Source organism: Terriglobus albidus, assembly GCF_025685425.1.
In the GTDB taxonomy this organism is placed as follows: Bacteria; Acidobacteriota; Terriglobia; order Terriglobales; family Acidobacteriaceae; genus Terriglobus; species Terriglobus albidus.
This window is the reverse complement of sequence record NZ_JAGTAS010000058.1, coordinates 1,150,774-1,177,751: the sequence shown is the minus strand read 5'-3', so window position 1 is coordinate 1,177,751 and position 26,978 is coordinate 1,150,774. Positions and strand designations below refer to the sequence as shown.

Below are 26,978 nucleotides of genomic sequence, written 5' to 3'. Positions count from 1 at the left end.
CCTAACGGGCTGATGGTGCGTTGAGCGAAGAGGTTTCGTCGCAGAAGGCAGCGACAGGAACAGGAAAAAGAGGTGCGCGGACAGAGGTTGGCTGCCAACCGAAGAGAGCTTCTGTCGCGGCGCCGCAGATGCGGCCCTGGCACGGGCCCATGCCGCAACGGGTATGGAGCTTGGCGTCTGTCCAGTTGGAACGGGTCTGCAGTTGACCGAAGGTGACATCCTCACAGCGGCAGACGATCGTCTCCTGTGAAGCAAGCTTCAGCACTTCAGGACGAAGCCGGAAGGCATGCGTCAGGCGGCGTCCAAACGCAGCTTCTTTTGCACGCCGGGCAAGCAGGCTTGTCGGGATAGGATTGCAATCCGCGGCTGCAAGTCCCGCGATCTCACCCTGAACCTGCGCAGCATCGACACCGGCAATGCCAGTTGGCTCGCCCGCACAGTAGATGTTTGGCACCGATGTCTGCTGCTGTGTGTCAACCCGAACAAAGCCCTCCTGAAGCGTGCATCCCAGCAGTTGAGCGAGCTCAGTGTTGGGGGCAAGATGAAAGCCGCAGGCAAGCAGATCGCACTCGATGGTCCATGTTCGCTTCCCATCGGTCAGCGTCACGGAGCGTAACTCCTCATCGCCCTGCGCCGAGATCGGCCAGCAGCCCGTCTGGTATGGGGTGTCCCCGAGAGCCTTGCGATAGCCGGCGCCCTGCAGCAACTTGCCCGGACTGCGCATTAGCGATACCGCAAAGGGCAATATCTGAAGAGCCGATGCCTGTTCGGCGACGGTGATGGTTGAGGCTCCATATTCGCGCAGATGAGCCGCGACGGCCAGTAGCAGTGGACCAGTCCCCGCAACAACAATCCGCTTTCCCGAAACCGAATATCCGCCTTTGACCAGGGCCTGCAGCCCGCCCGCACCGAAGACTCCCGGAAGCGTCCACCCAGGAAAAGGAAGAAAACGTTCACGCGCACCGGTGCCAAGAATCAGCCGATCCCAGCGATAAGTCTCGAAGTGGCCTCCAGCCTCAGCCAGCAGTGTGGATGGCGAACGGACATCGACGATACGACGTCCGGGAAGCAGAGCGGCTCCGGAGGTATGAAAAGCTGCGATGGCGGCGCTACGCGCCGCGTCTTCGTGGTGAGGCCGTGTGATGTCTGCACGCCAGATCTGTCCGCCTGCCGCGGGATTGTCATCCAGTACGGCAACGCGGCACCCGTTGCGCGAAGCCGCGGTTGCCGCAGCAAGCCCGGCAGGGCCGGCGCCGACCACCAGAACATCCATCGGCTTCATGGCTGTGTCTCCACTCGCATGCCTTCCTGACATACGGTCTGGCAGGTGCGAGTATGCAGAACCCCGTTAACGACAGCGCGGCACTCGAGGCAGATCCCCATACCGCAAAGCGCAGTGCGAGGCTGGCCCGTGATTGAGATACGGCAGGGCGCCGAGGCCATCAGCAACGCCGCGCTCAACATGGAACCCGCCGGCACAGAGATAGACGATCCATTCACATAAATAACGACCTGTTGGTCAGGCATGAACGGCCTCCTGCTGAATACGGGACGGTAAGTACGGCGCGGCGTCGATGGCCGATGCCCGGCCGAGAAGAGCATCGACCGCAAGAACGGCCGCTCCAGGAGCATTGGTGATACCAAGCCCCTCAAAGCCCATGGCAAGAAACAGCGTAGGATCCGCTGTCGGTCCAATGAGAGGAAGCTTGTCCGCAGTTGCGGCGCGATGGCCGGTCCACACGCGAATGCCCGAAAGCCCCTTCAGACAGGGCATGTATTCGATGGCGCGTTCAAGCATGCTGCGCAGGATCGCGTGGTTGATCTCACGGCTATCGTCGCCATACTGCCGCGAGGAGCCGATGAGCAGCTGACCGGTAAGCCGAGGCTGGATGTTGAATGCCACTGAGTCGGCCGTGAGTTTGTGCGCGCTCTTCAGATAGCCAAGCTCAACCAGCTGGTGACTCACCACCCCGGGATATCGATCCGTGATAAGCAGATGTCCTTTGCGCTTCTGAATGGGCAATGACGGCAGCAGATCGATATTGGCGCCGCTGGCAAGAAGAATCCGCTCTGCTTCGATGGAGGCGCCATTCGTAAATTGAATGCGGCCCTTGCCGCAACGGCCAACCTCATGGCCTGGGAGCAACACCGCGCCCAGACGCCGTGCCTCGGAGAGGAAGTATTCCGCGGCTACCGGGGGATAGAGCACTCCATCGTCAGGAACCAGCAGAGCACCGGCCAGTCCCGAGCGAAGATAAGGCTCAGCTTCAGCGAGACCTCGGGGGTCGAGAACCTGTGAGGTGATACCGGCGCGTGCATAGGTTGCCTGTTTCGAGAAGACCTCGGTCATCTCTTCGTCATCGGCTGCAATCCACAACGTACCTCGCGACTCATACTCCACGTCCGCGGGAAGTTGCGGCGCCAGCGTTCTCCATAAGGATCGAGAGTAAGCTGTAAGTGCAAGCTGGGCCGGAGAGTCGTCCATCACGACGACGTGTCCCATGCCTGCGGCGGTTGTTCCTCCACCGACCACGCCGCGTTCTACGATCACCACCCGCAGGCCGGCGCGCGCAGCTTCCAGCGCACAGGCGCAGCCGACGATACCGGCGCCGATGATGGCGAGATCAAATGCAGGCATCAGAACGCGATTCCTTTACCGAAAGGGTCGCTGGGATCGAAATAAAGCTTCGACTCCGCTGTGATCCACGCGCGTCCACTGATCGTCGGAATAACCTGATCGCCGTGTGAAACAACGGAGCCGGTAAATACCGTCCCAAGAATACCCTCTTGTTTCCACGTCTGACCTTCATCAAGTTTGCCTTCTGCATGCAGGCAGGCTAACTTTGCGCTGGTTCCGGTGCCGCAAGGCGAGCGGTCAAACGAAGCGCCCGGACAGAGAACGAAGTTACGGCCGGAGTTTTCTGGATCCTGCGGTGCGGAGACCAGCTCGATGTGATCGATAAGCGCTCCATCGGCGCCTGTGATGCCATTGGCGGTCAAAGCCTCGCGTATTGCTGTGGTGAGCATGACCAGAGGATTGCGGTTCGTGGCAATGAGTTCCTGACCGTGATCGGCGACGAGGAAGAACCAGTTCCCACCCCAGGCGATATCACCCGTGAAAGATCCGTAGCCTGGAACGTCAACACGAACTGCTTCACGATATCGATATGCCGGCACATTGCGAACAGAAACGCTGCCATCTGCATGCAGTTCGGTATGTACATCCCCAACGGGAGTCTCGATTAGATGCTTGCCCGGACCGATGCGTCCGAGATGAGCCAGCGTAGTGACAAGGCCAATGGTGCCGTGACCGCACATGCCCAGGTAGCCAACATCATTAAAGAAGATGACTCCGGCAGCAGCCTCGGGATTGACAGGCTTACAAAGCAATGCCCCAACCACGACCTCGGAGCCGCGGGGCTCGCACACGACGCCGCTGCGGAAGTGATCGTACTCAGCCTGAAAGCGAGCCCGGCGTTCAGCCAGCGGGCCGGAGCCCAGATCCGGTCCACCTTCAATGACGACACGGGTCGGTTCTCCGGCCGTGTGTGAGTCCACGACCGAGACGAAGACAGGCAGTTGCGATGGCATGCCTGAATTGTAGACGAAGTTGGATACAAATACGCCTTTTTCGTTCCAGGATGCCTGTCCTTCCACGGTGCGCTACAGTAAGGATTGAGAGAAAGATACGTGAAGAAAACCGCTGCAGGCCCAACAAAAACCAAGACTACCGCGGTGCGGACGGTATCTCCAACCGGTGAACGGGAGAAAGCCGAACATGGCACCAGTCTGCTGACAGCCTTCCAGGAGATCCGTGAGCTGATCGTTCACGGCAAGATGTCGCCAGGGACGTGGATTGTGGAAGCGGACCTGGCCGAGCGTCTCGGCATGAGCCGTACACCCGTGCGCGCGGCGATCCACTGGCTGCAGCGCGAAGGCTATGTGCTCGAACAGCGGAACGTAAGCAAGTCCAGGATGATCGTCGCTCCCCTGACCAAGGAAGACGCCAACGAGCTCTACTTCATCATCGGCAGGCTGGAAGGAATTGCCGGCCGCGGCGCAGCACAGGCCTCTGCGGAAGAGCGGGAGAAGCTAGCCGATACGCTCGAGAATCTCAATCAGAAGCTGGCAGCCATCTCCAAGGGCAAGGGACGTACGGCAGACATCTTCGACGTCGACCGCGACTTTCATCGCGCCATTGTGCACGCGGGCGCGGGGCCGCGGCTTGCCACACTGCACGGCGCCGTCGAGCCGCAGGCGGAGCGTTACTGGCGCTTGTATGCCAGCTCGATCATTACCGATCTGCACATGTCGGTTCGCGAACATGCCGCCATCATCGCGGCAGTGCGCCGCGGCGACGCCGATGGTGTAGAAGCAGCGCTGCAGAACAACTGGACCAAGGGCGCGGACCGGCTCGGGCACGTCATCGATATCTTTGGAGAGCGCGGTAGCTGGTAGCCTATCGGCTCAGGCCTGCGAGTTCCTCATAAAGAGCGGCTGGAATATGCACGCCTTCTGCAAGGCTCTTTTTGCGAGCAATATAGCGTCGCTGCGATGGTAGCCGCGCGCCCTGCCCGATAATCTGTTGAAACAGTGCTTCTGCCTGATCAGTGGACGAGGGTGCATCGTCGTTGAATCTGGGGCTCCCGAATCTGGAGTGATCGATCGCCAGAATCAACTCGCCTCCGATGGGCGCTGCGCCCGCACCATCATCCATCAGGAGCGACTCCTTGCTGGTGAGGTCACCGATGAGGGGGCCGGCGAGCAGCTCCACCATCAGCGCCAGTGCGGAACCCTTATGCCCGCCAAATGGGAGCATGGCTCCGGAGGCAATGGCAGCGGGATCGGTGGTCGGATTTCCCTCGCTATCAATGCCGCAACCGGGAGGGAGCTGCCTGCCTCCACGGCGATGAAGTTCCAGCTCGCCGCGCGCGATGGCGCTGGTCGCAAAGTCGAAGACAAACGGCTCCTGCCCTGGCCGAGGCCATCCAAAAGCAATCGGATTCGTGCCGAACAGCGGCTGTGTGCCTCCGGCGGGTGCTACCCACGCATGGTTAGAGGTCATGGCGATTGCAACCAGGTTCTCGCTGGCAATGGCTTCCACCTCCGGCCACAGCGCGGCGAAGTGGATACAGCGATTAAGCGCCATGGCCGCAATGCCATAGCGGCGAGCCTTTTCGATCAGGAACGGCCGGCCGGCTTCGAAAGCAAGCTGCGCAAAGCCTCGATCGCCATCCACCCGGACAAGCGACGGCGCCGGTTCCGTGACAGCAGGAACCGCATGCCGGTTGATCTTCCCAAGCCGGATACTGCGGACCGCAGAGAGCAGCCGATAGATACCATGCGCTCCACAACCATCGCGCTCTCCCGCAACAAGTGTCTCGGCAACCCCTGGGACCTGCGCCGCGGAAAGGCCGTTCTCAAGCAGGATTCTGCTGGCGAAGTCCCTCAGCTCGTCGAGCGACATGTGGACCGGAGCTTTGTCAGTCGTCTGAGTCATCCAGGGGATCTCTTTAGAAAAACAAAATCGTATACAAAACGATAAAATCATTGTATCGCCATGAAGCACGTTGCCTGCTGTCTTACCCTTGCCCTTCTCGGTGGTTGCGTTTCATTGCAGTCGCAAACGCCTCGCGTGATTCATAGCAAAGGCAATCCAATCCTCGCAGACGGCCAGTATTACTCGGCCGATCCGGCGCCGCTGGTCGTGGATGACACACTCTACATTCTTGCCGGCCGCGATGAGGCCCCTGCGGACGTGAATGACTTCGTGATGCGGGAGTGGCAACTGCTGTCGACAAAGAGTGTCTCATCTCATCGCTGGATGCACTACCCGGCAATCCTGCGGCCCGAGATGGTGTTCTCCTGGGCAGATCCCGGACATGCGTATGCCGGCCAGATTGTTACCGGGAGAGATGGCCGTTTCTATCTCTACGCACCGGTACAGCAGACGAGCAGCAGCAACAAGGATCCCTTTGCCATCGGTGTTGCGGTTGCCGATAGTCCTCTTGGACCGTGGAAAGACGCGCATCCATCGGGCCCCATCGTCTCGCAGTCAATACCGGAGCCGAACACGATCCAGAACATCGATCCGACCGTGATGGTCGATAACGATAGCCGCGTCTTTCTCTATTGGGGCACCTTTGGCAAGCTGCGAGGCATGGAACTCGAGCAGGACATGGTGACGCCGAAGGGACAGGAGATTTCGGTCACAACTCTCAAGGGCTTCTTCGAGGCTCCCTGGTTGTTTCGCCGCGGCGACACGTACTACATGCTGTATGCGGCGAACAATGCCGGCCCTGATTCCAACTGTACCCGTGCGATCTATCACGCATGCATCGCCTACGGAACAGCGGCCAATCCTCTGGGACCGTGGACGTATCGCGGCGTGATCCTCGATCCGGTTTCGAGCACCACCTCGCATCCCGGCGCGATTGTCTTCCAGGGAAGGTGGTACCTCGTCTATCACACAGCAGATGCAAAAGGAGGCGGGCACTTTCGTCGCAGCGTCGCCATCGACGAGATGCAATGGGATGACAGTTCCATCCCTGCCCGCATCGGAAAGGTGAAGCCGACGCGGGCTCCCGGGCCGCCGCCGGTTGCCACCAGAAACATCGCTCCCGCCGCAGCCCCGCATGCTTCCAACGAGCCGATCCCGGTGCAGTATGCGCTCGCGGCTTTGAACGATGGCATCGTGCGTAAGAACCCTTTGCCGCCTGACATGTGGGCATCCTGGTCGCAGCACAATCCACCGCTGCAGTGGATCGAATACGACTGGCCTCACCCGGTGCAACTCAACGGATCACGGATTCAGTTCTGGAATGACCAGCCTGCAGGATCGAAGGTGGGTGTCGCACCGCCGGCATCCTGGCATCTTGAATATTGGACAGGGAATCAATGGCAGCCGGTTGAAAATGCCACAGCTTACGAAACGAAGACCGATGGTGTGAACGAAGTGAGCTTCCGAACCATCACAACGCGATGCCTGCGAAGCATCTTCCAGGCATCGGGCGAAGGAGACACACATGCTGCCGTGGCCGTGCAGGAATGGGAGGCACTGACTCCGCATGCGGCAGTGCAGCAGAAGCAGACATCACCTGCACAGGGTAGTTGGATACTCCGGTGTGATAAGCGCTGAAGGCGCGTTCTATACCAGCCTGGGGCAACGCCGCAGGTCTTATGCGCATTGTCGACGAAGGGCTGAAGGCCCGCTCTATAACTCCGCAGTGAAGTCGAGGTTATAGATACGTCCTGGAAAAGTATTGTCACTCTTAACGAACTGGGTATAACCAACTCTGCTGGCTGATCTCGTGAATCTCAAGTTCGTGACATAAATCGTGAAGAGCCTTTGCTACTCGAAGCTTGAAAAGCAGTTCCTTCACCACGTTCAGGATGACAACATTTATGACAAGAACCTCTGAGACATCACACTAGCTATCCCGGGCACATCGGAAGCTCATATGTGACGTAGAGCTGTCGGGCGTATTCGAGCTGCGCGCGGCCACACGGTAGCGATTGCAATAGGACTTGTGGCACAAAAAGGATCCACCCTTCATCACCTTGTTCTCTCCGCCTTCAGGTCCTTTCGGATTAACCCGGCTACCGGTGAGATGAAAGTCGGTGCTGAACCAGTCGGCACACCATTCCCAAGTGTTTCCCGTTGTTGAGTAAAGGCCGTATCCGTTGGGCGGAAATGCGTCGACAGGGCATGTCCCTGTGTAGCCATCGTCTCCTGTGTCATGGCGAGGGAACTCTCCCTGCCAGATATTGCAGCGGTGCTCGCCATCCGGCCGGAGCTTATCGCCCCAGGGATAGAGTTTCTGCACCAGGCCACCACGGGCGGCGTACTCCCACTCTGCTTCTGTTGGCAGCCGTTGTCCTGACCATTCGCAAAAGCTCAAAGCGTCATTCCAGGAGACATGAACGACAGGGTGATTGTCTCTGCTCTTGATTGCGGAGCCCGGCCCTTCCGGGTTCCGCCAATTCGCACCGGGAACCTTGCACCACCATGGAGCCGCGGCGACCGTATCGACCACGAGGTCATAAAACCGTTCCTTGGGGATGTGAGCCCAGAAGACGAAGGACCATCCGAAGCGTTCTGCCTCGGTGCGATATCCCGTCTCTTCGACAAACCTGGAGAACAGCTCATTGGTCACCGGATAGCGGTCAATCCAGAATGGATCGAGGGTCACTTCGCGGACAGGTCCTTCGCCATCTTCCGGAAACGCATCGGCATAATCGGTTCCCATCAGGAAGGTCCCTCCCTGCATCGCGATCATCCGGTCTCTGGGATCGGTACCGGAGCGAAGCGCGGAGTGCTCTTCTGTCACCCCCTGCCGGGCTTCTGCCGAAGGCGCGCAGCAACCCTTCTTGGCGGCGGGCGCTTCACCCTCCGTTGCTTTGGATGGCTGGGGAGTAATGCAGCTCATAGAGACCTCTGTTGGGCAAGCTTACACGGTTTGAAAGAAGAAGATCATGCTGGATCAATCGTCTAATTTGGGACCGGTTTCGCGTCCTCGATGAACCTCTGCAAGACGTGATAACAGCTGCTGCATCTGCTCCCGTTCGCCGGCTGTCAAAGGCTCCATCAGGCGTTCCTGCACCCTCAGCACCGCAGGCGAGGCCCGCTTTACCAACTGTTTCCCCTTCGCCGTCAGCGTCAGTACCTTCACCCGGCGATCGGTCGCGCTCGCGCTGCGAACCACAAGGGCTTTCTTTTCCAGGCGATCCAGCACGGCGCCAAGCGTCGAGCGATCGAAGAACACCTGTTCCGACAGGCGGGTCGCGTCAATCTTCGGTGACTCACCAATGGCAAACAGGATGGCATACTGCACCGGCGTCAGATCGAGAGAGGCGCACTCCTCGGCGAAAAGAGCGACAGAGGCCTGGTGTAGCCTCCGGATGAGATGACCTGGCAGAGAACGAAAATCCTGCATCTGTCCTGAATCGGACTTTTGGTTCGACATAGTCAAGATTCTAATAAGACGGACTCGCCGCTTTTAAAGTTGCGCGCTCTGTTGACAAATAGTACGTGTACTGAATATATGTGTACTGTCTAATTGAGCTGTCACGGGCTCGATTCGGATAGAAGGTTGCGACCACATGACAGTAGAAACTGCATTTCACGAACGGCCTGGGATCTCGGAAGCACGGAGTCAGTATTACGGCAGGCTGGCCGAGAAATCAGCCAGGCCGTTATGGGAGGTGCTTTCAAGCCTGGTAACGCCGGTTCCGCGCGACCGAACGAGTGCAGCCATCTGGCGCTACCGAGAAATGCGGCCGCTCATCTCGGAAGGTGCTCGCCTCATCACTCCGGAGGAGGCCGAGCGGCGTGTCCTGATTCTGGAAAATCCGGGCTTGCCTGGAACGTCGCAGATCACGCAGACGCTCTATGCGGGCTTGCAAATGATTGCACCCGGAGAGATTGCTCCCAGCCATCGCCATGTCGCATCGGCCCTTCGCTATGTCATGGAAGGCGAGGGCGCATATACGGCTGTCAATGGCGAACGAGCGACCATGCGTCCCGGAGACTTCATCCTGACTCCATCATGGCAGTGGCATGATCACGGCAATCCGGGTGGATCAGAGGTGGTCTGGCTCGATGGTCTCGATATACCCATCGCTAACTTCTTCTGCACAAGTTTTGCCCAGCATCATCCGCAAACCACACAACCCGTTGACCACAGGCCGGGAGATGCGCTCCACCGGTTCGGAATGGGCCTGCTACCGCTGGAGTACAAGCTCGATGGCATGTCTGCCCCCGTCTTTGTCTATCCCTTTGAGCGCAGCCAGGGAGCTCTGAGACATCTCCTGAGGAGCGGACATCACAACCTCTGGCATGGCGTAAAGCTGCAATACTCCAACCCGGCTACGGGCGGATCCCCAATGCCGACCATTTCCGCATTTCTTCAGTTGCTGCCCGCGGGCTTTCAAGGGAAGAGCTATCGTTCTACCGACGCGACCGTCTTCTGCGCTACTTCTGGTCGTGGAAGGACCTTCGCCGGCGATACAGAGCTTGCGTGGGAGACCAACGATGTCTTTGTGGCTCCATCATGGCAGCCGGTTCGTCATGAAGCGGAAGAGGAGTCGATTCTCTTCAGCTTCTCCGATCGTGTGGCACAAAAAGCACTGGGAATCTGGCGCGAGGAGTATCTTGAGGCAGACCAGGAACCTGTCCAGGCGACGAACGTATGAGCTCTCCTACCTTCGATGTCCATGAGGAGCTTGCCTCCGCTCCCCTATCCGGATTCCACCTCCGACTGGCTCTGCTGCTCGCCGCCCTCATCGTCTTTGACGGATATGACACCGTGAATCCGTCGTATGCGGTTCACTATCTGATCCCTGCCTGGAAGCTCTCTCCCAGTCAGGGAGGGCTCCTGGTCTCAAGTGGTCTCTTCGGTTTCCTCTTCGGGGCGGCCGGCCATGGAATACTCGCCGATCGATATGGCAGGCGCCGGGTACTTCTCTATGCGCTGTGCCTTGCGGCAATAGCCACCGTTCTTACGCCCGTCATCGGTGTATCTCTTGTGACCTTCTGTTCCATCCGGTTCATCACCGGTATTGGCTTAGGTGTCCTGATGCCGCTCGCGACCACGTATATCAATGAATTTGCGCCGCGTCGATTCGCGAATCTGATGCCGGTGTGGGGAGTAGCGCTTGGATGGGCCTTCGGCGCCACGTTGGCCAGTATCGCCGGAATCTACCTGACCCCGCACTTCGGTTGGCAGTTTCTATACTTTCTGGGAGCGCTTGCATTCCCGCTGCTTGCCATCACCTATACCAGCCTTCCTGAATCGATTCGCTATCTCGCCCTGCAGCAGCGCACAACAGAGGTGCGGGCGCTCTTATCGAAGCTGCATCCCGGTCGCGGTGCTCACTATCAGAGCTCCGAGATGCGTGTCTTCTCGGCCAGGGCGGCAAAAGGCAGCTACGCAGCGCTGTTGTCTCCCCTCTATCGGCGAACCAGCATTACCATCTGGATCGCTTCGTCTCTCAGCCTGTTCGGCGTGTATGCCTTAACCGGCTGGATTCCGAGCGTCATGATTCAGCGTGGAGAGAACTTCGCTACCGGTTTCTCATTCGGGGCGATCATGCAGATCGCTTCGTTTCTCGGAGCTCTGCTCGGAGCGTACCTGATCGATCGCATGGGGGCTGCGAAGCAATGGATGGCCTGCCTCTGGTTCTGCGGCGCAGTCTCCATGGCGCTTCTGGCAGCCTTCAATCAACATATCTTCAATCTCATTGCCGTAGGTCTTGCAGGATTTGGTATTCCCGGAGCGCAGTTTCTGCTCAACAACTTTACGGCGCGCTCCTATGAGACCAGCATCAGAGCCTCCGGTGTTGGAGCAGAGCTGGCTACCGGCCGTCTTGGCGCGATTCTTGGGCCTTACATCGCCGGCCTTCTTCAGCAGCGGTATCACTCCAGCCGAGCCATGTTTGTCGCGGTTGCCGGTACGTCGCTGCTGGCATCGATAGCCGTTCTGACGCTTAGGACACAAGCGCACGGCATCACGCCCTCCGATCCCAATCTTCTGCCCACAACACTTCTCGACCGAATCGACGAAACAGCATAGGAGACGAATGAATGACGCGTGTACAAGATGCCTGCCGGCAAATCGACATAACCCTTGCTGAAATAGAGGCGAAGGTGCAGCCGCTACCCAGGGCCTGGCTCACTTGGCGTCCTTCCGCGGATGTGTGGTCCATCCTGGACATCCTCTGTCACATGGAAGAGTTTGTGCCTTATTGGACCGGCCAGATCCTGGCGATCATCCATCATCCCGATCAGGAGTGGGGAAGAACTCACGCCGATCCGGCTCGCCTGGAAGCGCTTGCGGATACAGACAGGCGGGAGCTCTCCGATGTGCTGGCGTCGATTCATAACTCCGTCGCGTCCATGCGTGATCGACTGTTATCCCTGAGTAACGAGATGCTGGAGATCACAGCAAGAAGCCGGAACCCGCGTTGGGAAACCAAGCCTGCGTCCTTCATTCTTGATCACCTGCTCGTGCAGCACGTGGCAAACCATTCCGCCCAAATCCAAAGAAACATCGATCAGCTAGTAAGTCAGACCACGGAGAACCGATGAAGCTTATCTCTTTTTTGAACGAAGGCATTCCAGCCTACGGAGTCGTACAGGACGACCGAGTCCTGGATATCAGCTCTGTGCTCCATGTGCAATTTCCGGATATGAAGAGTGTCATCCGCGGAAATGCATGGGACCGTGTGCAGGATGCCGGCCGTTCATGCCGCTCCTTCGATCTCGATTCAGTCGAACTCCTGCCGCCAATTCCCAATCCATCGAAGATCTTCTGCATTGGCCATAACTATGAAGAACACCGGCTGGAGACCGGAAGACCGAAGACCACCTTTCCCTCAACGTTCTTCCGGTTCGCCGATAGCCAGGTGGCTCATGGCCAAAGCGCGCTCATTCCGCGAGTCTCTTCGGAGATTGATTTTGAAGGAGAGCTTGCCGTTGTGATTGGAAAGCCTGGACGTTATATCGCGGCTGCCGACGCACTCTCTCACGTTGCCGGATACTCTTGCTATAACGACATTTCCGTCCGCGACTGGCAACGTCATACCACCCAGTTTGGTCCTGGCAAGAACTTCCCCTACACAGGCGGATTTGGGCCCTGGATGATAACGGCGGATGAGATCACAAATCCGCAAGAACTTGAACTGACTACAAGGCTCAATGGCCAGATAGTCCAACATGCAAGTACGTCGCAGATGATCTTCACGGTCGCGGAGCTGATCGAGTACTGCTCTTCGTTTACACCGCTCGCGCCTGGCGATGTCATCGTCTCTGGGACTCCGGGCGGAGTAGGGATGAAGAGAACACCTCCTCTCTATATGACAAAAGGAGATGCAGTAGAGGTCGAAATCAGCCGTATCGGAACATTACATTTGACCTTGGAAAAAGAAGACTGATGGAACTTTCGACTGGGAAAGAATTACGGCTTTCGGGCAGAGAATTCGCGGTCATCGGTCCTGGATCAATAACCTGCAAACAGTGTTGGATTGAATCGGCTCTATCCACAGTCTTTTTGATGCAGATTGTGCGAAGCGTCGTGTTTGGCATGACGGTTGCAGAACCACCCGGACTTCGTGTCTCGCTTAAATCGTGCAGGTGCGGAGATGTGAGTAGCAACCGACGGAGGATTTTCATGAGAACACGCACGACGCTTGTCACGACCTTACTCGCCATGGCTTGCTATACGCTCGTGGCGCAACAATCACCCTCGACCAGCCAGCCTGATCAGCAAACAGATAGCCCAACTACCCGGCAAAATCCTGCCAGTACAGCACCGGCGAGTCCTGATAGTCAGGATGCCAATACCGGTGCAGCGTCTAGCGCGCCATTGAGTCCGGTAAATGGCGAGCTTGTCAGCAAGCTAGACTCAAAGACCGCGAAGAATGGCGACAGCGTTGTCATTCAAACCAAAGCCCCGGCCAAGACTTCGGATGGAGCCGATATCCCCAAAGGGTCGAAGCTCGTGGGTCATGTACTCGGCGTAAAAGCGAGTGAAGGCGGACAGAACTCCCAGGTCGTACTTCAGTTCGATCACCTCGAACTGAAGGGTGGCCAGAGTGTACCGGTTCACTCGCAAATTCAATCGATTACTCCAGCCGGGGGTGCAGCATCGGCCGGAAGATCCAGTGCGATGAGCACTCCTCCAGCGAACGGCACCTCCAGTCCAGGCGCAGCTAGTGGCGACAGCAGCGCGAGCGCTTCACCGCAAAGCCCAGGCTCTAGTGGGGCTGCATCCTCCGCAGGTGATAGTCCTGCCGCTGGCAGTCCCGCTCCGGGAACTGTCGTAGCTAAAACCGGAAATATCGCTATCAGCACCACATCCGTCCCGGGCGTGCTGCTCGCGAACAATGCGCCAGGTCAGCAGGATCCCCGTATGGCTCAGGCCTCCAGTATTCTGCTTGGCGCGAAACAAGATATTCAGTTGGAAAGCGGTACGCAGATGGTGGTGGGTATCTCCTCCAGCGCCGGTGGAGGAACACAGTAACAACGGTGCTGCCGAGGGAAAGGTAGTTCGTTTTGTGCAGGGAAGTTCCTGTGCCGTTGGGAAGAGCTTGGCTCTTACCAACTGCACAGGACCAATCTCTGCTTGCCATCTCGCAACGGGTGCCCCACCCTCGCAACGCAATGGGTGGGATATTCGCGTCCTCGGACAACTTGGTTCGCTGGGATAAACGATTCGAGCGAAGCTCGAAATGGTGGGAGCAGCGGGCTTCAGCCCGCTGATAAAGGTGTAAAAGTAAATGGGCTTCAGCCCCGGGGCCTTTCTTTGTCCATCAGGAAAGGGCCCAGGGCTGAAGCCCATTTCTATGTTGAGCCGATAGCCCGTGGGCTAAAAGCCCACGGCTCCCACCTGGTTCGAGCTCCGCTCGAATATCCCACCCATTGCGTTGCAATGGATGGGGCACCCAGAGTATGCGTTCCCCAAATCCGTCGATACGCTCTAACTATGTATGCCAGACAAAACGATATCGCCCTGGCGAGGGAAACTTAACTTCGATCCCAGCATCGCGAGCCGTAATAGTCGCCGAACCCTTCGTGCCCTGAATGCTGAGAACCTTGTTCGACCCCGCAGGAAGAACAATCCTATGAATACCCGGTCGTTGCACCAGCAACGAGAGTTTTGTGACTGCTCCTCCACTCCAGACGATATCGACAGTCACTCCTCCGCGGGCTCTTAGCCCAGCAACGCTTCCATCCGGCCATGTCTGTGGCAGTGCAGGCAGAATCCGGATCAAACCGTTATGGCTTTGAAGCAGCATCTCTGCAATCGCGGAGCTTGTGCCGAAGTTTCCGTCGATCTGAAAGATGGCGCCATTTCCGGAAGGATGCGTATCGAAGAAGTTGCCTGCGGTACTCACCTTCATGTGCATCTGAAGCGAGGTCCAGGCCTGTGCTCCATCGCCAAGACGTGCCCACAGATTCGACGCCCACGCACGGCTCCATCCCGTGTACGCTCCGCCATTGGCCAGGCGCCGTTCCAGGGAAACGCGGCCCGCAGCCATCCACTTCGGAGCACCCTCGATGTCGAACTCATTGCCCGGATAGAGCGGATACAGGTGAGACATGTGCCGTTGTCCCGGTGTGGACTCAGCAAAATCGACAGACCACTCCTGTAGTTGGCCATATTTGCCGACGGCATAGGGAATAATGCTCTCACGCTGGCGGCCAAGATGTGCTGCCCATTCTGTATCGACTCCGAGCACTTTTGATGCTTCGATGCAGTTCTTGAAGAGCTCGCGGATGAGTGCGATATCCATCGTGCAACCGGCGCTGACATTTGCCTTCTTGCCATCCGGAGCCAGAAAATCGTTCTCTGTGGAAACGGAAGGACAGGTGGTGAGCCGTCCCTTCCCATCTGAAACCAGCCAGGCGGAACAGAACTCCGCTGCGCCCTTCATCAGGGGATATGCCTGTGATGCGAGAAACTCCTGGTCGCCGGTAAACAGGTAGTGCTCCCACAGATGAGCACACAGCCACGGAGCGCTCATCGCGAAGTTCGCCCACGTAGGATCGCCCTTGCCTTCGCCCACCGGGCTCGAGAGGCACCATCCATCGATGTTGTGATGAGAGACCCAGCCGGGCATACCATAGTTCACCTCGGCAGTCTTCGACCCATTCTTCGCAAGTGTCCGCAGCATCTCGAACAACGGACCGTGGAATTCGGTGAGATTGCAGGTCTCCGCCAGCCAGTAGTTCATCTGCACATTGATGTTCGATGTCCAGTTAGAACTCCACGGGGGGCGAAGCTCATTGTTCCAGATGCCCTGTAAGTTGGCTGGAAGTGTTCCAGGGCGCGAGCTGCTGATCAAAAGATATCGGCCAAACTGAAAGTAAAGGGCCAGCAGCGACGGGTCCGGCTTCTTCTCAAATTCAGCAACTCGTTCTGCTGTTGAGCGCGTTCTGTCCTGCTCCCCGAGATCAAGGGCGACGCGGCGGAAGTACTTCTGATGCGCCGCAACGTGGCGGTTTCGTAGAAGCTGGAGCGGCTTAGCCGCTGCTTTGTTCAATGTGGTCCGTACAACGGTATGAATCTCGTTGGTGGGCCGATCAGGGATCTTGTCGTAGCCACGAAAGCCGGTACCGGCAGCAAAGAGAATGTGAGCTGACCGCACCTTCTCGATCTGCAAGGTGTTATCTATGGCCCGAGCTTTCCCCTGATCAGAAAGGATGCGAGCTTCGCTAACAAAGTACATGCCTTTGCCGGGCTCATCCGAATACTGAATAGGATTCTCCGTCTTCAGATAATTCGGCCTGCTGACCACAGGAGCCTTTCCCCGAATTACAAAGCCCGCATCGCTGATATCAGCCGTGTGTCGTAGCTGACTGTCCATATGGACCGTGATGGTAACCGGTTCGGATGCTTCAATGGACATCACCAGCACATTGTCGGGATAGGAGACAAAGCACTGCTTGGTGACATTCACGGTTCCCAGCCGGAACGTGGTCCGTGCAATCGCGGTGGCGAGATTCAGCTCACGGCGATATTCGCTAACCTGTTCGCCGCCCTCTGCATTGCCGGAGAGTGTGACATATATATCACCAAGCGGCTGGTAAGCCTCACCATATGGCCCCTGCATCTCTTTACAGATCTGGTCGGCAAGATGGTAGTTCTCATCTTCCAGGACGGCCTTCCTGACAGCGGCCAGCTTGCTCTTGGCTCCGGGGTTGTTGCCATCCTTGGGATATCCCGAGTACAGCGTGTCTTCGTTCAGGGAGATGCGGTCCGTTGTGGCGCCCCCGAAGACCATTCCACCCAGCCTTCCGTTTCCAATGGGGAGCGCATCGATCCAATCCGATGCCGGCGAGCGAAACCACATCGTGTCATTCGAATCAAGATCACTTTCGTGACCGTGAGATCCGGATCGCGCAACCTGCGAGATAGCGCGAGGAGCCATGGCAGCGAACGGAAGAAATGCACGGCGAGTAAGATGGCGCACTACGATGTCCTCTGGAATGAAACCAAAACAGTGTATTCCTTGAAATTCGGCAATCCGTCACGATGAAAGTATTACGAGCGGCGAGATGATTCGCGAATAATAATTCGCGCCGGTTCAATGGCGCGGCGAATTGCCGGTTTTCCTGGCGATGTCACTTTGGAATCAAGGATAGAGAGCAGCATCTTAGCCGCGCGTTCTCCAATGCGCGTACTTCCCTGATCAACACTAGTTAGCGGAACGCGAAGGTGCTCGTCGTAGTGCAGATTGCCGCATCCGACAACAGCGATGTCTTCCGGGATGCGCAGACCGGCTTCAAGAATCGCATCCATCGCGCCAATCGCAATGGGGTCGCTGTAGCAGAAGACCGCATCGGGCCGCGGCTTCAAAGCCAGCAGGCGCTTCATTGCGTCACGGCCCTGCACCGTACTGTCGACATCCACGGTAGTGGTTCCCACGACATACTTGGGGCTTGGTTCCAACCCTTCTTCTTCAAAGGCCTTGAGATAGCCATCGAAGCGTCCACGGCCGATGGAGTTCTCCGGCCCTCGAATATGGGCGATCCGTTTTCGCTTGAGAGAGAAGAGGTGCTGCGTCGCCAGATATCCCATCTGCGCGTTGTCCGAACCGATGAAGTTGCAGCGGAAGCCATCGAAAGAACGGTCCAGAAGGATAAGCGGTGTTCCCTGGTCTTGAATCTCGCTAAAGAGCTTGGGAACAGCCGGGGCGCAGGAAGCGACAACCAGCGCATCAAGCCGCAGTGCCAGAAGATGCTCTACCTCCTGCATCTCCATCCGCGGGTCTTCCTCCGAAGAAGAAAGCATCAGATAGTAGCCGTTCTTTCGCAGCGTAGCAGCCAGCGACTTGGCGATCTCGACAAAGTAAGGATGCAGCAGGTCTGGGACTACCAGGCCAACAATTGAGCTCTTGCCGGTCACCAGGGAGCGCGCCGCCAGATTAGGACGGAAGTTGAGCTCCTTCGCCTTATCGAGCACCTTCTGTCTGGTCTCAGGGCCAATATCTTCGTGGCCGCGCATCACCTTCGAGACGGTAACGATCGAGACCCCGACTGCTTCTGCGATATCTTTCTGCGTAGCGCGCATGAGGGAAGCTTATCGTACCCGCGGAAAGGATAGGCAATGCCCTATCGTGCGGGCTGGAATCCCCGCTATGGGGTCGCGCCCACATTGACTGATGCCGGCTCGATATCGAGGTCGATATGTTGAATCGTTCCGTTGAATGGAAATGGGCTCTCATAGTCGCCTGCCGGTGATGCGCTGTCTTCGCCAATATCGAAGGTGTCCTCGAACGCGAACGCCATGCGCACTGTCTCGGGTAGCCGCTGTTTGGCGACAGCCTTATCATTCACCAGCAATGTGATATTTGCCCCTTTCCCAATGCCTCCGCCGTCGTAGTTGAACTCCAGCGTGATCTTGGCTGGCCCAGGAGGAAGCGGAGCAGGAGAGGCGATCGTCGTGATGCGCCGTTTGAAGTAGTTATAGGTGTACGTCGGCCGTCCATCCTTCAGATAGAGGCTGAAGCCACCGCCTTCCCCACCGTCGGCCATCAGCACTCCATTGGTTTTTCCATTAGGAACCGTCACGTACGCCGTAATCTTGTGCGATTTGTTTTCGTATGCAGGCGTCAGCGAGAGATACAGATGTCCCGTACCGGTGTAGTACCTGAAGTGGTTGCCCTCTGGCCGCGCCTGCCGCCCACCGAAGCGCGGGTCCAGGGGATAAACACGATTCTGTTTCGCTTCCGCATCGAAGAGAACTGCCAATTCTGCCACCTTGTCAGGGTTCCTCGCGGCGATATCATCCGCTTCGGAGTAGTCCTCACTCAGGTGATACAGCTCCCAGGGCTGGCGATTCGGGTCCGGAGGCGGTTGTGTGGTGTAAACCCAGGGAAGCAGGCCACTGCGTGAAGCGGCCATCCAGCCATCGTGATAGATGGCGCGGTTGCCCAGCATCTCGAAATACTGCGTCGTCCGCAGGCTCGGCACATTGGCTGAGGAGAATGTCGCCAGCATGCTCATACCGTCCATGCGCTGCTGCTTCACTCCATTCACTTCAACAGGGACCGGAATATGGGCTGCCTCCAAAACGGTGGGCGCGATATCGGTCACATCCTCAAACTGCTCGCGTAAACCGCCGGCATCATGAATAGCCTTTGGCCAGAAGACCACCAGCGGATCGCGCGTTCCTCCCAGGTGAGAGGCGATGCGTTTGCCCCACTGGAACGGAGTGTCTCCTGCCCACGCCCAGCCCACAGGATAGTGAGGCGTTGTCTCCGGCCCGCCAAGCTTGTCGAGAATCTTGAGCATCTCCGCCGTAGACTCCCGCTCGCCATTGATGGACGCCATGATGTTGCCCGTCCCTTGCAGCCCGCCTTCCAGGCTGGCGCCATTGTCTCCGGCGATGAAGAGAATCAGCGTATTGTCCAATTGGCCGGTATCGCGAATCGCATCGATCACACGTCCAATCTCGTGATCGGTCTGCGCCATAAATCCGGCGAACACTTCCATCAGGCGCGAGGCGACCTTCTTCTCATCCGGCGAGAGCGAATCCCACGCAGGAATCTCCTTGGGGCGAGGTGTCAGCTTCGCATCCTTCGGGATTACTCCGAGCTTCTTCTGGCGCTCAAAGACAATCTCACGATATTTGTCCCAGCCCATATCGAACTGACCGCGGAACTTATCGATCCACGCTTTGGGCGCCTGCAGCGGAGTATGCGTCGCTCCGGGAGCAAAGTAGACGAAGAACGGCTTCTCGGGAGACAACGACTTTTCCGATTTGATCCAGCGGATCGCGTGGTCGGCCAGATCTTCGTTCAGAGTGAAATCGGCTTTGCGTCCCGCTGGCGCCGCCATCTCAACCGGCTGCGTTCCAGAGGTAAGCTCCGGATACCACTGGTCCGTCTCTCCGTTTAGAAAGCCATAAAACTCATCGAACCCCTGATGCGTCGGCCAGTGATCAAACGGGCCGGAGATCTTATCTTCGCTCTCGGGAATCAGATGCCACTTGCCATAGGCAGCTGTTGCATATCCGTTCATCTGTAGCACTTGCGGTAACAGCGCTGCGCTTTTCGGAATCGATGCGTTATAGCCGGGAAAGTCTGTCGCAAGATTGGTGATGGTTCCCATCCCAACGGCATGATTATTCCTGCCCGTCAGTAATGCCGCGCGTGTGGGGGAGCACAGCGCTGTGACGTGGAAACGGTTATAGCGCAACCCCTGTGCGGCCAGGGCGTCGAGTGTCGGTGTCGGGACCAAACCTCCGAATGTGCCGGATTGGCCATACCCGGCATCGTCGATCAGTACCAGCAGCACATTCGGCGCACCCCCCGGAGCCTGCAACGGTGGTGTCGGCGCTGATTTTGAGTTCGCAAAGCTCGACCCCACGGTCCCGCTGAAAGGCGGAGGCGCTATCGGAAGCACCGTGCGGTCCTGCGCCTGTGCATACATAGCTGTTGCCACGCAGGCAGCCGTCAGGGTGCAGAGCAGGGGAGAAAAAGGGCGCCTCAAATTCCGTTTGTTGGCCATAGAGCAATTCTCCTGAAGGTGTAGAGCGGAGTGTTGGCTGTTTGCGCCGTTTTCCTGCCAAGAAAACGGCATTTGTAGATTTATCCAAAGCTGCCGTATTAGGAGAATTGCTCTAGAATAAATCACTCCGTTTCACGAGCGAGCATTGAACCACAGTCCTAACACACGGTCTTCTGTGCGGTCACCTTAGTCAAGAATCCTGGCCTGCCAGCCGGGAGCCGGAAGGTCAGGACGCGTCGGGTAAAAAGGCGGAGCGTCGCGCGGGTCCTTATCCATGGGAGCAATGCCGGTTGTATTGATGAACTGTTTGAGCAGCTTCATCGTGAGTTCGGCCTCGACTGCTGAAGAGCCTCGATCGCCATACAGATTGTGTTCTTCGCGCGGATCCTCGCGATAGCTATACAGCTCCGATTGTCCCTGCGGCCTGAGGATGAGCTTATGCGTTTGGGTTCGGACCATGGCGGAACGGGAGACCATCACCGGCTGCTCATTTTGCAAGCCAATCTTTCCCGCATACGGCCCGCCGCCGGCTCCTCCAGGCTCGAAGCACTGGGGTTCATAGACGTTGTAGCCTCCCTCTGCGAAGGCTGCTCGTTCTTTGTCGGCAGTACCCCCCTCCATCACCGGCAGCATGCTGCGGGAGAAATGGGTGTGGTTCGTTTGCGTGCCTGCGAGGTCGATGCAGGTCCGCATGATGTCATACAGCTCGACCATGCCGTCCGACACCACTCCCTGTTTCCCGCCGGGTACCCTGGCGATGAGTGGAATGTGAGTCAGGCAGTCCTCCAGTCCGCTTGGCCACTTTTCAACCAGTCCATAATCTCCGGCATAGTCGCCGTGATCCGACATCACGAAGAGGGCCGTATCTTTGTTCCGCCCACTGCTTTCCAGCTTCTCCAGAAGTTCTCCCAGCAGCCAATCGCTGTAGCTCACCTGTCCGTAGTAAACCGCACGGATCTTTCGAAAGTCGGTATCGGAGAGCTTCTTCAATCCATAGCGTTCGCGAATGCCCTCGTGATAGTCCGGCTTCTTCTGAAGTCCCGGCGCGACCAGCGCGGGAAGGGAAGACGGGTTGTACATGTTGTAGAAGTCTTCCGGAATCGTGTACGGCGGGTGCGGCTGGATCAGCGGCAGAAAGATGCAGAAGGGCTTGGTCGATTCCTTCCGCTCAAGTATGCGCATCGCCTGGGAAAGCAGGCGATAATCGCTGGTCTGCCGTCTGTCTCCTGCCGGTCCGTAGAGCATCGAAAGCGCTCCGGGCGTCAGATCATTTGGCCGCATTGCCCCAGGGGAACGTCCGTCTGTCCCCTGCTCCCAGTACGTCACGCTCGAAGCAAAGCTCTGTGCTGCAAGTGCGTCGTTCTTTCCAAACCAGAAGACGTCATAACCGGCTTCGCGAAGATAGCGGAACAGGTTCGGTTCTTCAGGCCGCAAAAAATAGTAGAGGCTGCGGTGACCGCGCACACTCGTCGGCCACCCGGTGAGCATGCTGCAACGCGAGGCTCCGCAGACAGGGAACTGTACGTGGCAGTTCTTGAAGAGCGATCCACTCGCCGCCAGCTTGTCGAAGTTCGGTGTTTTGGTGACCGAGTTCCCATAGCAGGCGAGGCTGTCGGCACGCATCTCGTCCGGCATAAACAGGATGAGGTTCGGCCGCTTCATCGAAGTTCCTGGAGCCGTCTGGCCAGCCTCGTCCAATGCCGCGGAAGGCGTACCCGCGCCGGCGTCCGCATGCAAGATGCTCCCCACCACGGTCCCACTGGAAAGACTCACGAACTGTCTGCGGTTCAAAGTGTGCTCCGTTCTTCTTTCATTGAACAAGGGAATTACCGCACGACGGAAAACGTGTCATGCAGTGAGGCGGTCGAGCTGTCCCCAGCCCATACATCGAACTCTGATGGGTCAAGCGTCCAGCCATGAGAGGCGGCCGACCAATAGGTTCTCTCCGCCTCCCCCACGACAAAGCTGACATCGCGCGATTCACCTGGTGAGAGCGTGATGCGCTGAAATCCTTTCAGCTCTCGCACCGGCCTGGAGGCGCTTCCCCATCTCTGATGCAGATAAAGCTGGATGACCTCATCCGCTTTCACCTTGCCGGTGTTCTTAACGGTCACCACAGCCGTTACCGGATCTTTGGTATGAATCTCTTTCTTACTCAGCCGGAGATTGGAGATCTCAAAACTCGAATAACTCAAACCAAACCCGAAGGGATAGAGCGGCTCCGTAGGAAGATCCCAGTAGCGCGAAGTGAAATCAGGCGCGCCATATGGTTTGTGCGAGAGATTGTGGGCGTAGTAGATCGGAATCTGGCCGGCATTACGCGGCCACGTCACAGGCAGCTTCCCTGCAGGCGAGACGTCGCCGAAGAGAAGGTCGGCGACAGCATTCCCGGTCTCTGTCCCCCCGAAGTAGCAATCCATGATTGCAGAGACGTGCTGCGAGGCCCATGTCACATCCAGCGGCCGTGTGCTGAAGAGCAGCAGGACAACCGGCTTACCCGTTGCAACGACCTTCTCCAGCAGCTTCTGCTGCCGGCCCGGCAATGCCAGCGAGGAACGAGAGGCATACTCAAAATCCATGAGCGCCGATTCTCCCAGAGCAAGCACAACAACGTCCGAATCGTTGGCCAGAGAGATAGCATCCTTCATCGTTGCCTCGGCTTTACTCGCATCCCACTCCGGCTCCGGCTTCGGTCCGAGAAGGCCGTCGAACATTGAAGGAAACTGTTTGCGCAACTGAACTCCCTGGGCAAAGCGCACGTCGGCGCCGGGCAGCTTGTTCCGGATCCCAGCCACAATCGTGACTGTGTCGGCAGGTTTCGCGGTCAGGCTCCACGGACCGTTCATGTCGTACTGCGAGTCCCCAAGCGGACCGATAACGGCGATACGGCGAGTGGTCTTCGAGAGAGGAAGCGTTCCACCTTCATTGCGCAGCAGCACGGCGCTTCTGGCCGCCGCCTCTCGCGCAAGGTCACGATGCTTGGCCAGCATGACGGCGTGCGTGGATGCATCGCCATCCGCGTAAGGGCTGTCAAATAGCCCCAAAGCATACTTCGTTGTAAGGATCGGGCGCACCAGGTCGTCGAGTGCCGTCGCCAAGACCTTTCCTTCCGCAACAAGCTGCTTCAGGTTCTTGAGATACGTGCCGCTTCCCATATCCATATTCACGCCGGCGGTTGCGGCGCGAAACGCAGAATCTTTGGCATCGCTGCTGAAGCCATGGGTATACAGATCGCCGACGGCATTCGCATCGCTGACGACGAATCCGTTGAATTTCATCTGGTCACGGAGAATCTCCCGCAGAAGATGCGTATTCCCCGTCGCCGGAACATCGTTCAGATCCATATAGGCGCTCATCACGCTTTTCGCGCCGGCCTCGACTCCCGCCTGGAAGGGACGCAGATAGACGTTCTGCAGCAGCTCTTCCGGAATATAGGAGGCATCGTAGTCACGCCCACCCTCCGCGGCTCCATATCCGGCAAAGTGCTTCAGCGTTGCTGCGAAGCGGAGCGGCTGGCCGGCCTCTCCCTGGAATCCCTTCACCTGTGCCCGCGCCATCGCAGCGCCGAGGTGCGGATCCTCTCCTGCTCCTTCGGAGATCCGGCCCCAGCGCGGATCGCGTGCGATATCGAGCATGGGAGCAAAGGTCCACCGCACACCCGCGTGTACCGCCTCTTCGGCAGCAATCGACTGAACCTTGCGCGCCATCTCCGGATCCCAGGAGGCAGCCATGCCTATCGGAACCGGGAACTCGGTGTCGAAGCCATGAATGACGTCGAAGCCGAAGAGGATTGGAATGTGCGAACCTTCCGACATAGCGATCTTCTGCAGCGCATTGATGCGCTTCGGATCGGTTACGAAAAGGATGGAGCCGATTTCTCCCCGGCGAACCTGATCTTCCAGCTTCTGCGCAGGTGCAGGCATACCCGGCAGCCCCGAGAAATCGAAGACCTGATTCAACTGGCCAACCTTCTCGTCAACCGACATCTTGGCAAGAAGAAGATTAGCCCGTTGGTCCGGGGTAGCGGCTGTCTGGCAGCAAAGCTGGAGCGACGACACCAGTAAAGCTGCTGGAAGCAAAAATCGAATCGTCTGATATTTCATCGTTAAATAGCCCCTGATGCTCAATCTAAAAATGCGTCGGCAAAGCCTCTGCTGAACTGTGTCTCTTCCATGGGAAGGTCGCCATACTTTTCGGCTTCCTTCTGCCATAGATCCTTCATCTCCTGCAGCTTCTTCGGAAACTTCTGCGCAAGGTGCGTCGATTCGGTGGGATCGTCTTTGACGTCGAACAACTGCCACCGATCCTGATCGAAGGGCGTATTCATCATGTGCATTGCAACCACGCGCCAGTCGCCGCTAAGGATCGCCCGGTTACCGCGCATCTCGATGTTCGATGTAACCCGCATAGGTCGCCATAAACCGTGCGTACACACGTTTCCGCTAATCGGTAAGCGAATCCCATGACGGATCACCGGCCTCTCTTGGCGGTAACTTCACATCCGCTGGAATAATACCCATCTTCTTCAGCCGTGCGAAACGCTCTTCGCGAATCGCATCCCCGCCCTTCTGATATATCTCCTTGTAGCGATCGATGTACTCCTTCGGAGCCTGCAGCAGAGTATGCGCAAACGTAAAGGCGAGATAGAGGAATATCGGCTTCTCAGGATGTTCTGCCTGGCTCTTCTTCATGGCAGAGACGGCATGCTCCGCAGATCGAATCGAAGCCACGCTGCAGGGGCATGGTCGAGTTATTGCCTGGTTTGCCGTCCTGATAACGAGCCGTGAGGTGCCACTTCCTACTGCGAACGTCGCATACCGGCACTGCGAAGCGACCGCGGCGGAGCCCGCGGTTGTCCTGATCCGGAAGATCTTCTATTCCCACCGTCTCGTTATTGGCGTCGCGTCGGCGTACTCCTGGTGAAACAGCGGCTGAGTAAGTGCCGGACGGTACGGCATATGTGCCGCACCTGTCATCGTTCCTCTGAAATCAAGCAGTTGCGAGAGCTCTCCAGACCGTAGGCTTCCTCTTCGATCGGTCTGGCGAAACGGGTTGCCTGTACTCTAATCGCGTGGTTACACTTCTTCGGCGCCGACTTCTTTAGAGGCCCGATATGTCTGCATCGACCGAAAGCGTACTCGATGTCCCTTTTCCATCGAGGAGCGTTGCGTCTGACGCAATCTATCATCAGGTCGACCTTCTGCTGGCCAGCTCCCATTTCCGTAACAGCAAGCGCCACCAGCGCCTCCTTACCTTTCTGACTCAGAAGCATATCGACGGCGATATGCAAAGCCTGACAGAGAGGGTGATCGGCATCGAGGTCTTCGATCGAAAGCCGGCCTATGACCTTACGCTTGATCCGATGGTCCGCGGGGCGATGGCCGATCTCCGCAAACGGCTGACGCTCTACTATTCCGAAGCTCCACACAGCGGCGAGCTGCGCATCGAGATTCCGGTAGGGTCGTACGTCCCGCACATCTACTGGCCTGAGTTGGAGGATGGAAGTCCTTCGTCGAAGATAGCGATAGCTAAGGCAAAACTGGTTCTCGATACAGCTCCGTTTGCCGTCGAGACGCCCAGCATCACGGAAATTGCCGCGGAGGATCGACGCCCCACAATTCGCCGATATCTGCTTGCCGCCGTGGTTGCCTGCGTATGTGCCACAGCTATCTTCTTCGCCTATCGCGCCTCCGAGACACAGAAACAGAATCGCGATCTGGCTTCCTTCTGGACACCGCTTTTGAACTCAGAGAACGAGATCCTCATCTGCGCCGGAACGCTGAACGGCATCATGCATGAGCCGGTGGTCGAAAACGATACGTGGAATCACGTCACTCGGACCCGCAATCACCTTGACCCGAATGTCGGCGCTGCTCTTGTCAGCGTTTCCAGCCTTCTCGGCGCGGAGGGGAAACACCCCCATATGCGCATTGCTGATACCACGACTCTTCCGGACCTGCGCAGACAACCGTCCATCCTGATCGGCGGCTTCAATAACCAATGGACCGCGCGGGTTCAGTCGAACATGCGCTATCGGATCTCCCGGCTGAGCCCGGACGCATCGGGAGTCGTGGACACGGAGAATGCAGACACGCCCCTCGGCACATTCGATTTGTCGGCACCGGTGAATTCCATCACCAAAAGCTACGCGATTATCACCCGCTTGAACGATCCTCTTACAGGACAATACGTTCTCTCTCTTGCCGGGCTAGGCCCCTATGGCAACTCCTCGGCTGCTGAGTTTGTGACGACGCCTGCTTACTTTGCTCTCTTTGCAAAACAGGCGCCCAAAGGCTGGGAGTCTCACAACATACAGCTCGTGATTGAAACCAGTCTGGTAGAAGGCAAGGCCAGCCCACCAAAGGTGATCGCCTTCGAACTCGACTAGGCGTACTTCATCAACAATGTCATCCTGAGCGTTCGGGCTGATTAGCGAAGGACCTGCTTTTTTCCCCATTTTCCC

General features: G+C 57.6%; 23 protein-coding genes. 9 read left to right on the top strand and 14 right to left on the bottom strand.

Annotated elements, in window-relative coordinates:
* Nucleotide 1: 1 nt before the first annotated feature.
* The 4 genes from OHL21_RS24015 to OHL21_RS24000 are packed head-to-tail and all read right to left on the bottom strand — an operon-like array spanning nucleotide 2 to nucleotide 3,657.
* Nucleotides 2-1,282: an NAD(P)/FAD-dependent oxidoreductase gene (locus OHL21_RS24015; protein ID WP_263419836.1), complete on the bottom strand. Its 1,281-nt coding sequence runs from the start codon at nucleotides 1,280-1,282 to the stop codon at nucleotides 2-4.
* On the bottom strand, nucleotides 1,279-1,527 hold the full coding sequence (locus tag OHL21_RS24010; RefSeq protein ID WP_263419835.1) for a (2Fe-2S)-binding protein: 249 nt from the start codon (nucleotides 1,525-1,527) through the stop codon (nucleotides 1,279-1,281). Before OHL21_RS24010 ends, OHL21_RS24015 begins: the two co-directional genes overlap by 4 nt.
* On the bottom strand, nucleotides 1,520-2,638 hold the full coding sequence (locus OHL21_RS24005) for an NAD(P)/FAD-dependent oxidoreductase (protein ID WP_263419834.1): 1,119 nt from the start codon (nucleotides 2,636-2,638) through the stop codon (nucleotides 1,520-1,522). The genes OHL21_RS24010 and OHL21_RS24005 overlap by 8 nt, the downstream gene beginning before the upstream one ends.
* Nucleotides 2,638-3,657 carry a proline racemase family protein gene (locus OHL21_RS24000; RefSeq protein WP_263419833.1) on the bottom strand — a complete coding sequence of 340 codons (1,020 nt, stop codon included), beginning with the start codon at nucleotides 3,655-3,657 and terminating at the stop codon, nucleotides 2,638-2,640. Before OHL21_RS24000 ends, OHL21_RS24005 begins: the two co-directional genes overlap by 1 nt.
* Before the next feature lie 33 nt (nucleotides 3,658-3,690).
* Between OHL21_RS24000 and OHL21_RS23995 the strand changes: the two genes are divergently transcribed.
* Entirely contained in the window at nucleotides 3,691-4,458 is a 768-nt protein-coding gene (locus OHL21_RS23995; protein ID WP_263419832.1) for a GntR family transcriptional regulator, read from the top strand.
* A gap of 1 nt (nucleotide 4,459) precedes the next feature.
* On the opposite strand, the gene OHL21_RS23990 is transcribed toward OHL21_RS23995, so the two are convergent.
* Nucleotides 4,460-5,500, bottom strand: coding sequence for an Ldh family oxidoreductase (locus tag OHL21_RS23990; RefSeq protein WP_263419831.1), 1,041 nt, complete (start codon nucleotides 5,498-5,500; stop codon nucleotides 4,460-4,462).
* A 60-nt stretch (nucleotides 5,501-5,560) separates the two neighbouring features.
* On the opposite strand from OHL21_RS23990, the gene OHL21_RS23985 reads away from it, so the two are divergent.
* Nucleotides 5,561-7,138 carry a family 43 glycosylhydrolase gene (locus OHL21_RS23985; RefSeq protein ID WP_263419830.1) on the top strand — a complete coding sequence of 526 codons (1,578 nt, stop codon included), beginning with the start codon at nucleotides 5,561-5,563 and terminating at the stop codon, nucleotides 7,136-7,138.
* 292 nt (nucleotides 7,139-7,430) lie between these two features.
* On the opposite strand, the gene OHL21_RS23980 is transcribed toward OHL21_RS23985, so the two are convergent.
* Together OHL21_RS23980 and OHL21_RS23975 are read right to left on the bottom strand one after the other, a co-directional pair.
* Entirely contained in the window at nucleotides 7,431-8,429 is a 999-nt protein-coding gene (locus OHL21_RS23980) for a formylglycine-generating enzyme family protein (protein ID WP_263419829.1), read from the bottom strand.
* A 54-nt stretch (nucleotides 8,430-8,483) separates the two neighbouring features.
* Nucleotides 8,484-8,966 carry a MarR family winged helix-turn-helix transcriptional regulator gene (locus OHL21_RS23975; protein ID WP_263419828.1) on the bottom strand — a complete coding sequence of 161 codons (483 nt, stop codon included), beginning with the start codon at nucleotides 8,964-8,966 and terminating at the stop codon, nucleotides 8,484-8,486.
* 136 nt (nucleotides 8,967-9,102) lie between these two features.
* Between OHL21_RS23975 and gtdA the strand changes: the two genes are divergently transcribed.
* The 5 genes from gtdA to OHL21_RS23950 all read left to right on the top strand — a co-directional run bounded on the left by gtdA (nucleotide 9,103) and on the right by OHL21_RS23950 (nucleotide 14,021).
* Nucleotides 9,103-10,194: a gentisate 1,2-dioxygenase gene (gene gtdA, locus OHL21_RS23970; RefSeq protein WP_263419827.1), complete on the top strand. Its 1,092-nt coding sequence runs from the start codon at nucleotides 9,103-9,105 to the stop codon at nucleotides 10,192-10,194.
* A complete protein-coding gene (locus OHL21_RS23965; protein WP_263419826.1) occupies nucleotides 10,191-11,573 on the top strand; it encodes an MFS transporter in 1,383 nt (460 codons plus the stop codon). The genes gtdA and OHL21_RS23965 overlap by 4 nt, the downstream gene beginning before the upstream one ends.
* A gap of 11 nt (nucleotides 11,574-11,584) precedes the next feature.
* Nucleotides 11,585-12,088 (top strand): DinB family protein, encoded by a 504-nt coding sequence (locus tag OHL21_RS23960; RefSeq protein ID WP_263419825.1) that lies wholly within the window; start codon nucleotides 11,585-11,587, stop codon nucleotides 12,086-12,088.
* Nucleotides 12,085-12,933, top strand: a complete 849-nt coding sequence (locus OHL21_RS23955) for a fumarylacetoacetate hydrolase family protein (RefSeq protein ID WP_263419824.1) — start codon at nucleotides 12,085-12,087, stop codon at nucleotides 12,931-12,933. Before OHL21_RS23960 ends, OHL21_RS23955 begins: the two co-directional genes overlap by 4 nt.
* A 236-nt stretch (nucleotides 12,934-13,169) precedes the next feature.
* Nucleotides 13,170-14,021 (top strand): hypothetical protein, encoded by an 852-nt coding sequence (locus OHL21_RS23950; RefSeq protein ID WP_263419823.1) that lies wholly within the window; start codon nucleotides 13,170-13,172, stop codon nucleotides 14,019-14,021.
* Between the two features lie 460 nt (nucleotides 14,022-14,481).
* On the opposite strand, the gene OHL21_RS23945 is transcribed toward OHL21_RS23950, so the two are convergent.
* From OHL21_RS23945 to OHL21_RS23915, 7 genes are all read right to left on the bottom strand, one after another.
* Nucleotides 14,482-16,974 carry a glycoside hydrolase family 95 protein gene (locus OHL21_RS23945; protein WP_263419822.1) on the bottom strand — a complete coding sequence of 831 codons (2,493 nt, stop codon included), beginning with the start codon at nucleotides 16,972-16,974 and terminating at the stop codon, nucleotides 14,482-14,484.
* Nucleotides 16,975-17,045: 71 nt separating this feature from the next.
* Nucleotides 17,046-18,074 (bottom strand): LacI family DNA-binding transcriptional regulator, encoded by a 1,029-nt coding sequence (locus OHL21_RS23940; protein ID WP_263419821.1) that lies wholly within the window; start codon nucleotides 18,072-18,074, stop codon nucleotides 17,046-17,048.
* A 65-nt stretch (nucleotides 18,075-18,139) separates the two neighbouring features.
* Nucleotides 18,140-20,515 (bottom strand): sulfatase-like hydrolase/transferase, encoded by a 2,376-nt coding sequence (locus tag OHL21_RS23935; RefSeq protein ID WP_263419820.1) that lies wholly within the window; start codon nucleotides 20,513-20,515, stop codon nucleotides 18,140-18,142.
* A gap of 186 nt (nucleotides 20,516-20,701) precedes the next feature.
* A complete protein-coding gene (locus OHL21_RS23930; RefSeq protein WP_263419819.1) occupies nucleotides 20,702-22,306 on the bottom strand; it encodes a sulfatase-like hydrolase/transferase in 1,605 nt (534 codons plus the stop codon).
* A gap of 35 nt (nucleotides 22,307-22,341) precedes the next feature.
* Nucleotides 22,342-24,573, bottom strand: coding sequence for a beta-glucosidase BglX (gene bglX / locus OHL21_RS23925; protein WP_263419818.1), 2,232 nt, complete (start codon nucleotides 24,571-24,573; stop codon nucleotides 22,342-22,344).
* A gap of 65 nt (nucleotides 24,574-24,638) precedes the next feature.
* The gene (locus OHL21_RS23920; protein WP_263419817.1) at nucleotides 24,639-24,923 is read right to left on the bottom strand and encodes a hypothetical protein; all 285 of its coding nucleotides are present in this window, start codon (nucleotides 24,921-24,923) and stop codon (nucleotides 24,639-24,641) included.
* A 34-nt stretch (nucleotides 24,924-24,957) separates the two neighbouring features.
* Nucleotides 24,958-25,206: a hypothetical protein gene (locus OHL21_RS23915; protein WP_263419816.1), complete on the bottom strand. Its 249-nt coding sequence runs from the start codon at nucleotides 25,204-25,206 to the stop codon at nucleotides 24,958-24,960.
* Between OHL21_RS23915 and OHL21_RS23910 the strand changes: the two genes are divergently transcribed.
* Nucleotides 25,205-25,438, top strand: a complete 234-nt coding sequence (locus OHL21_RS23910) for a hypothetical protein (protein WP_263419815.1) — start codon at nucleotides 25,205-25,207, stop codon at nucleotides 25,436-25,438. The genes OHL21_RS23915 and OHL21_RS23910 overlap by 2 nt on opposite strands.
* A 190-nt stretch (nucleotides 25,439-25,628) precedes the next feature.
* Nucleotides 25,629-26,903, top strand: a complete 1,275-nt coding sequence (locus tag OHL21_RS23905; RefSeq protein ID WP_263419814.1) for a hypothetical protein — start codon at nucleotides 25,629-25,631, stop codon at nucleotides 26,901-26,903.
* The last annotated feature ends 75 nt before the right edge of the window (nucleotides 26,904-26,978 follow it).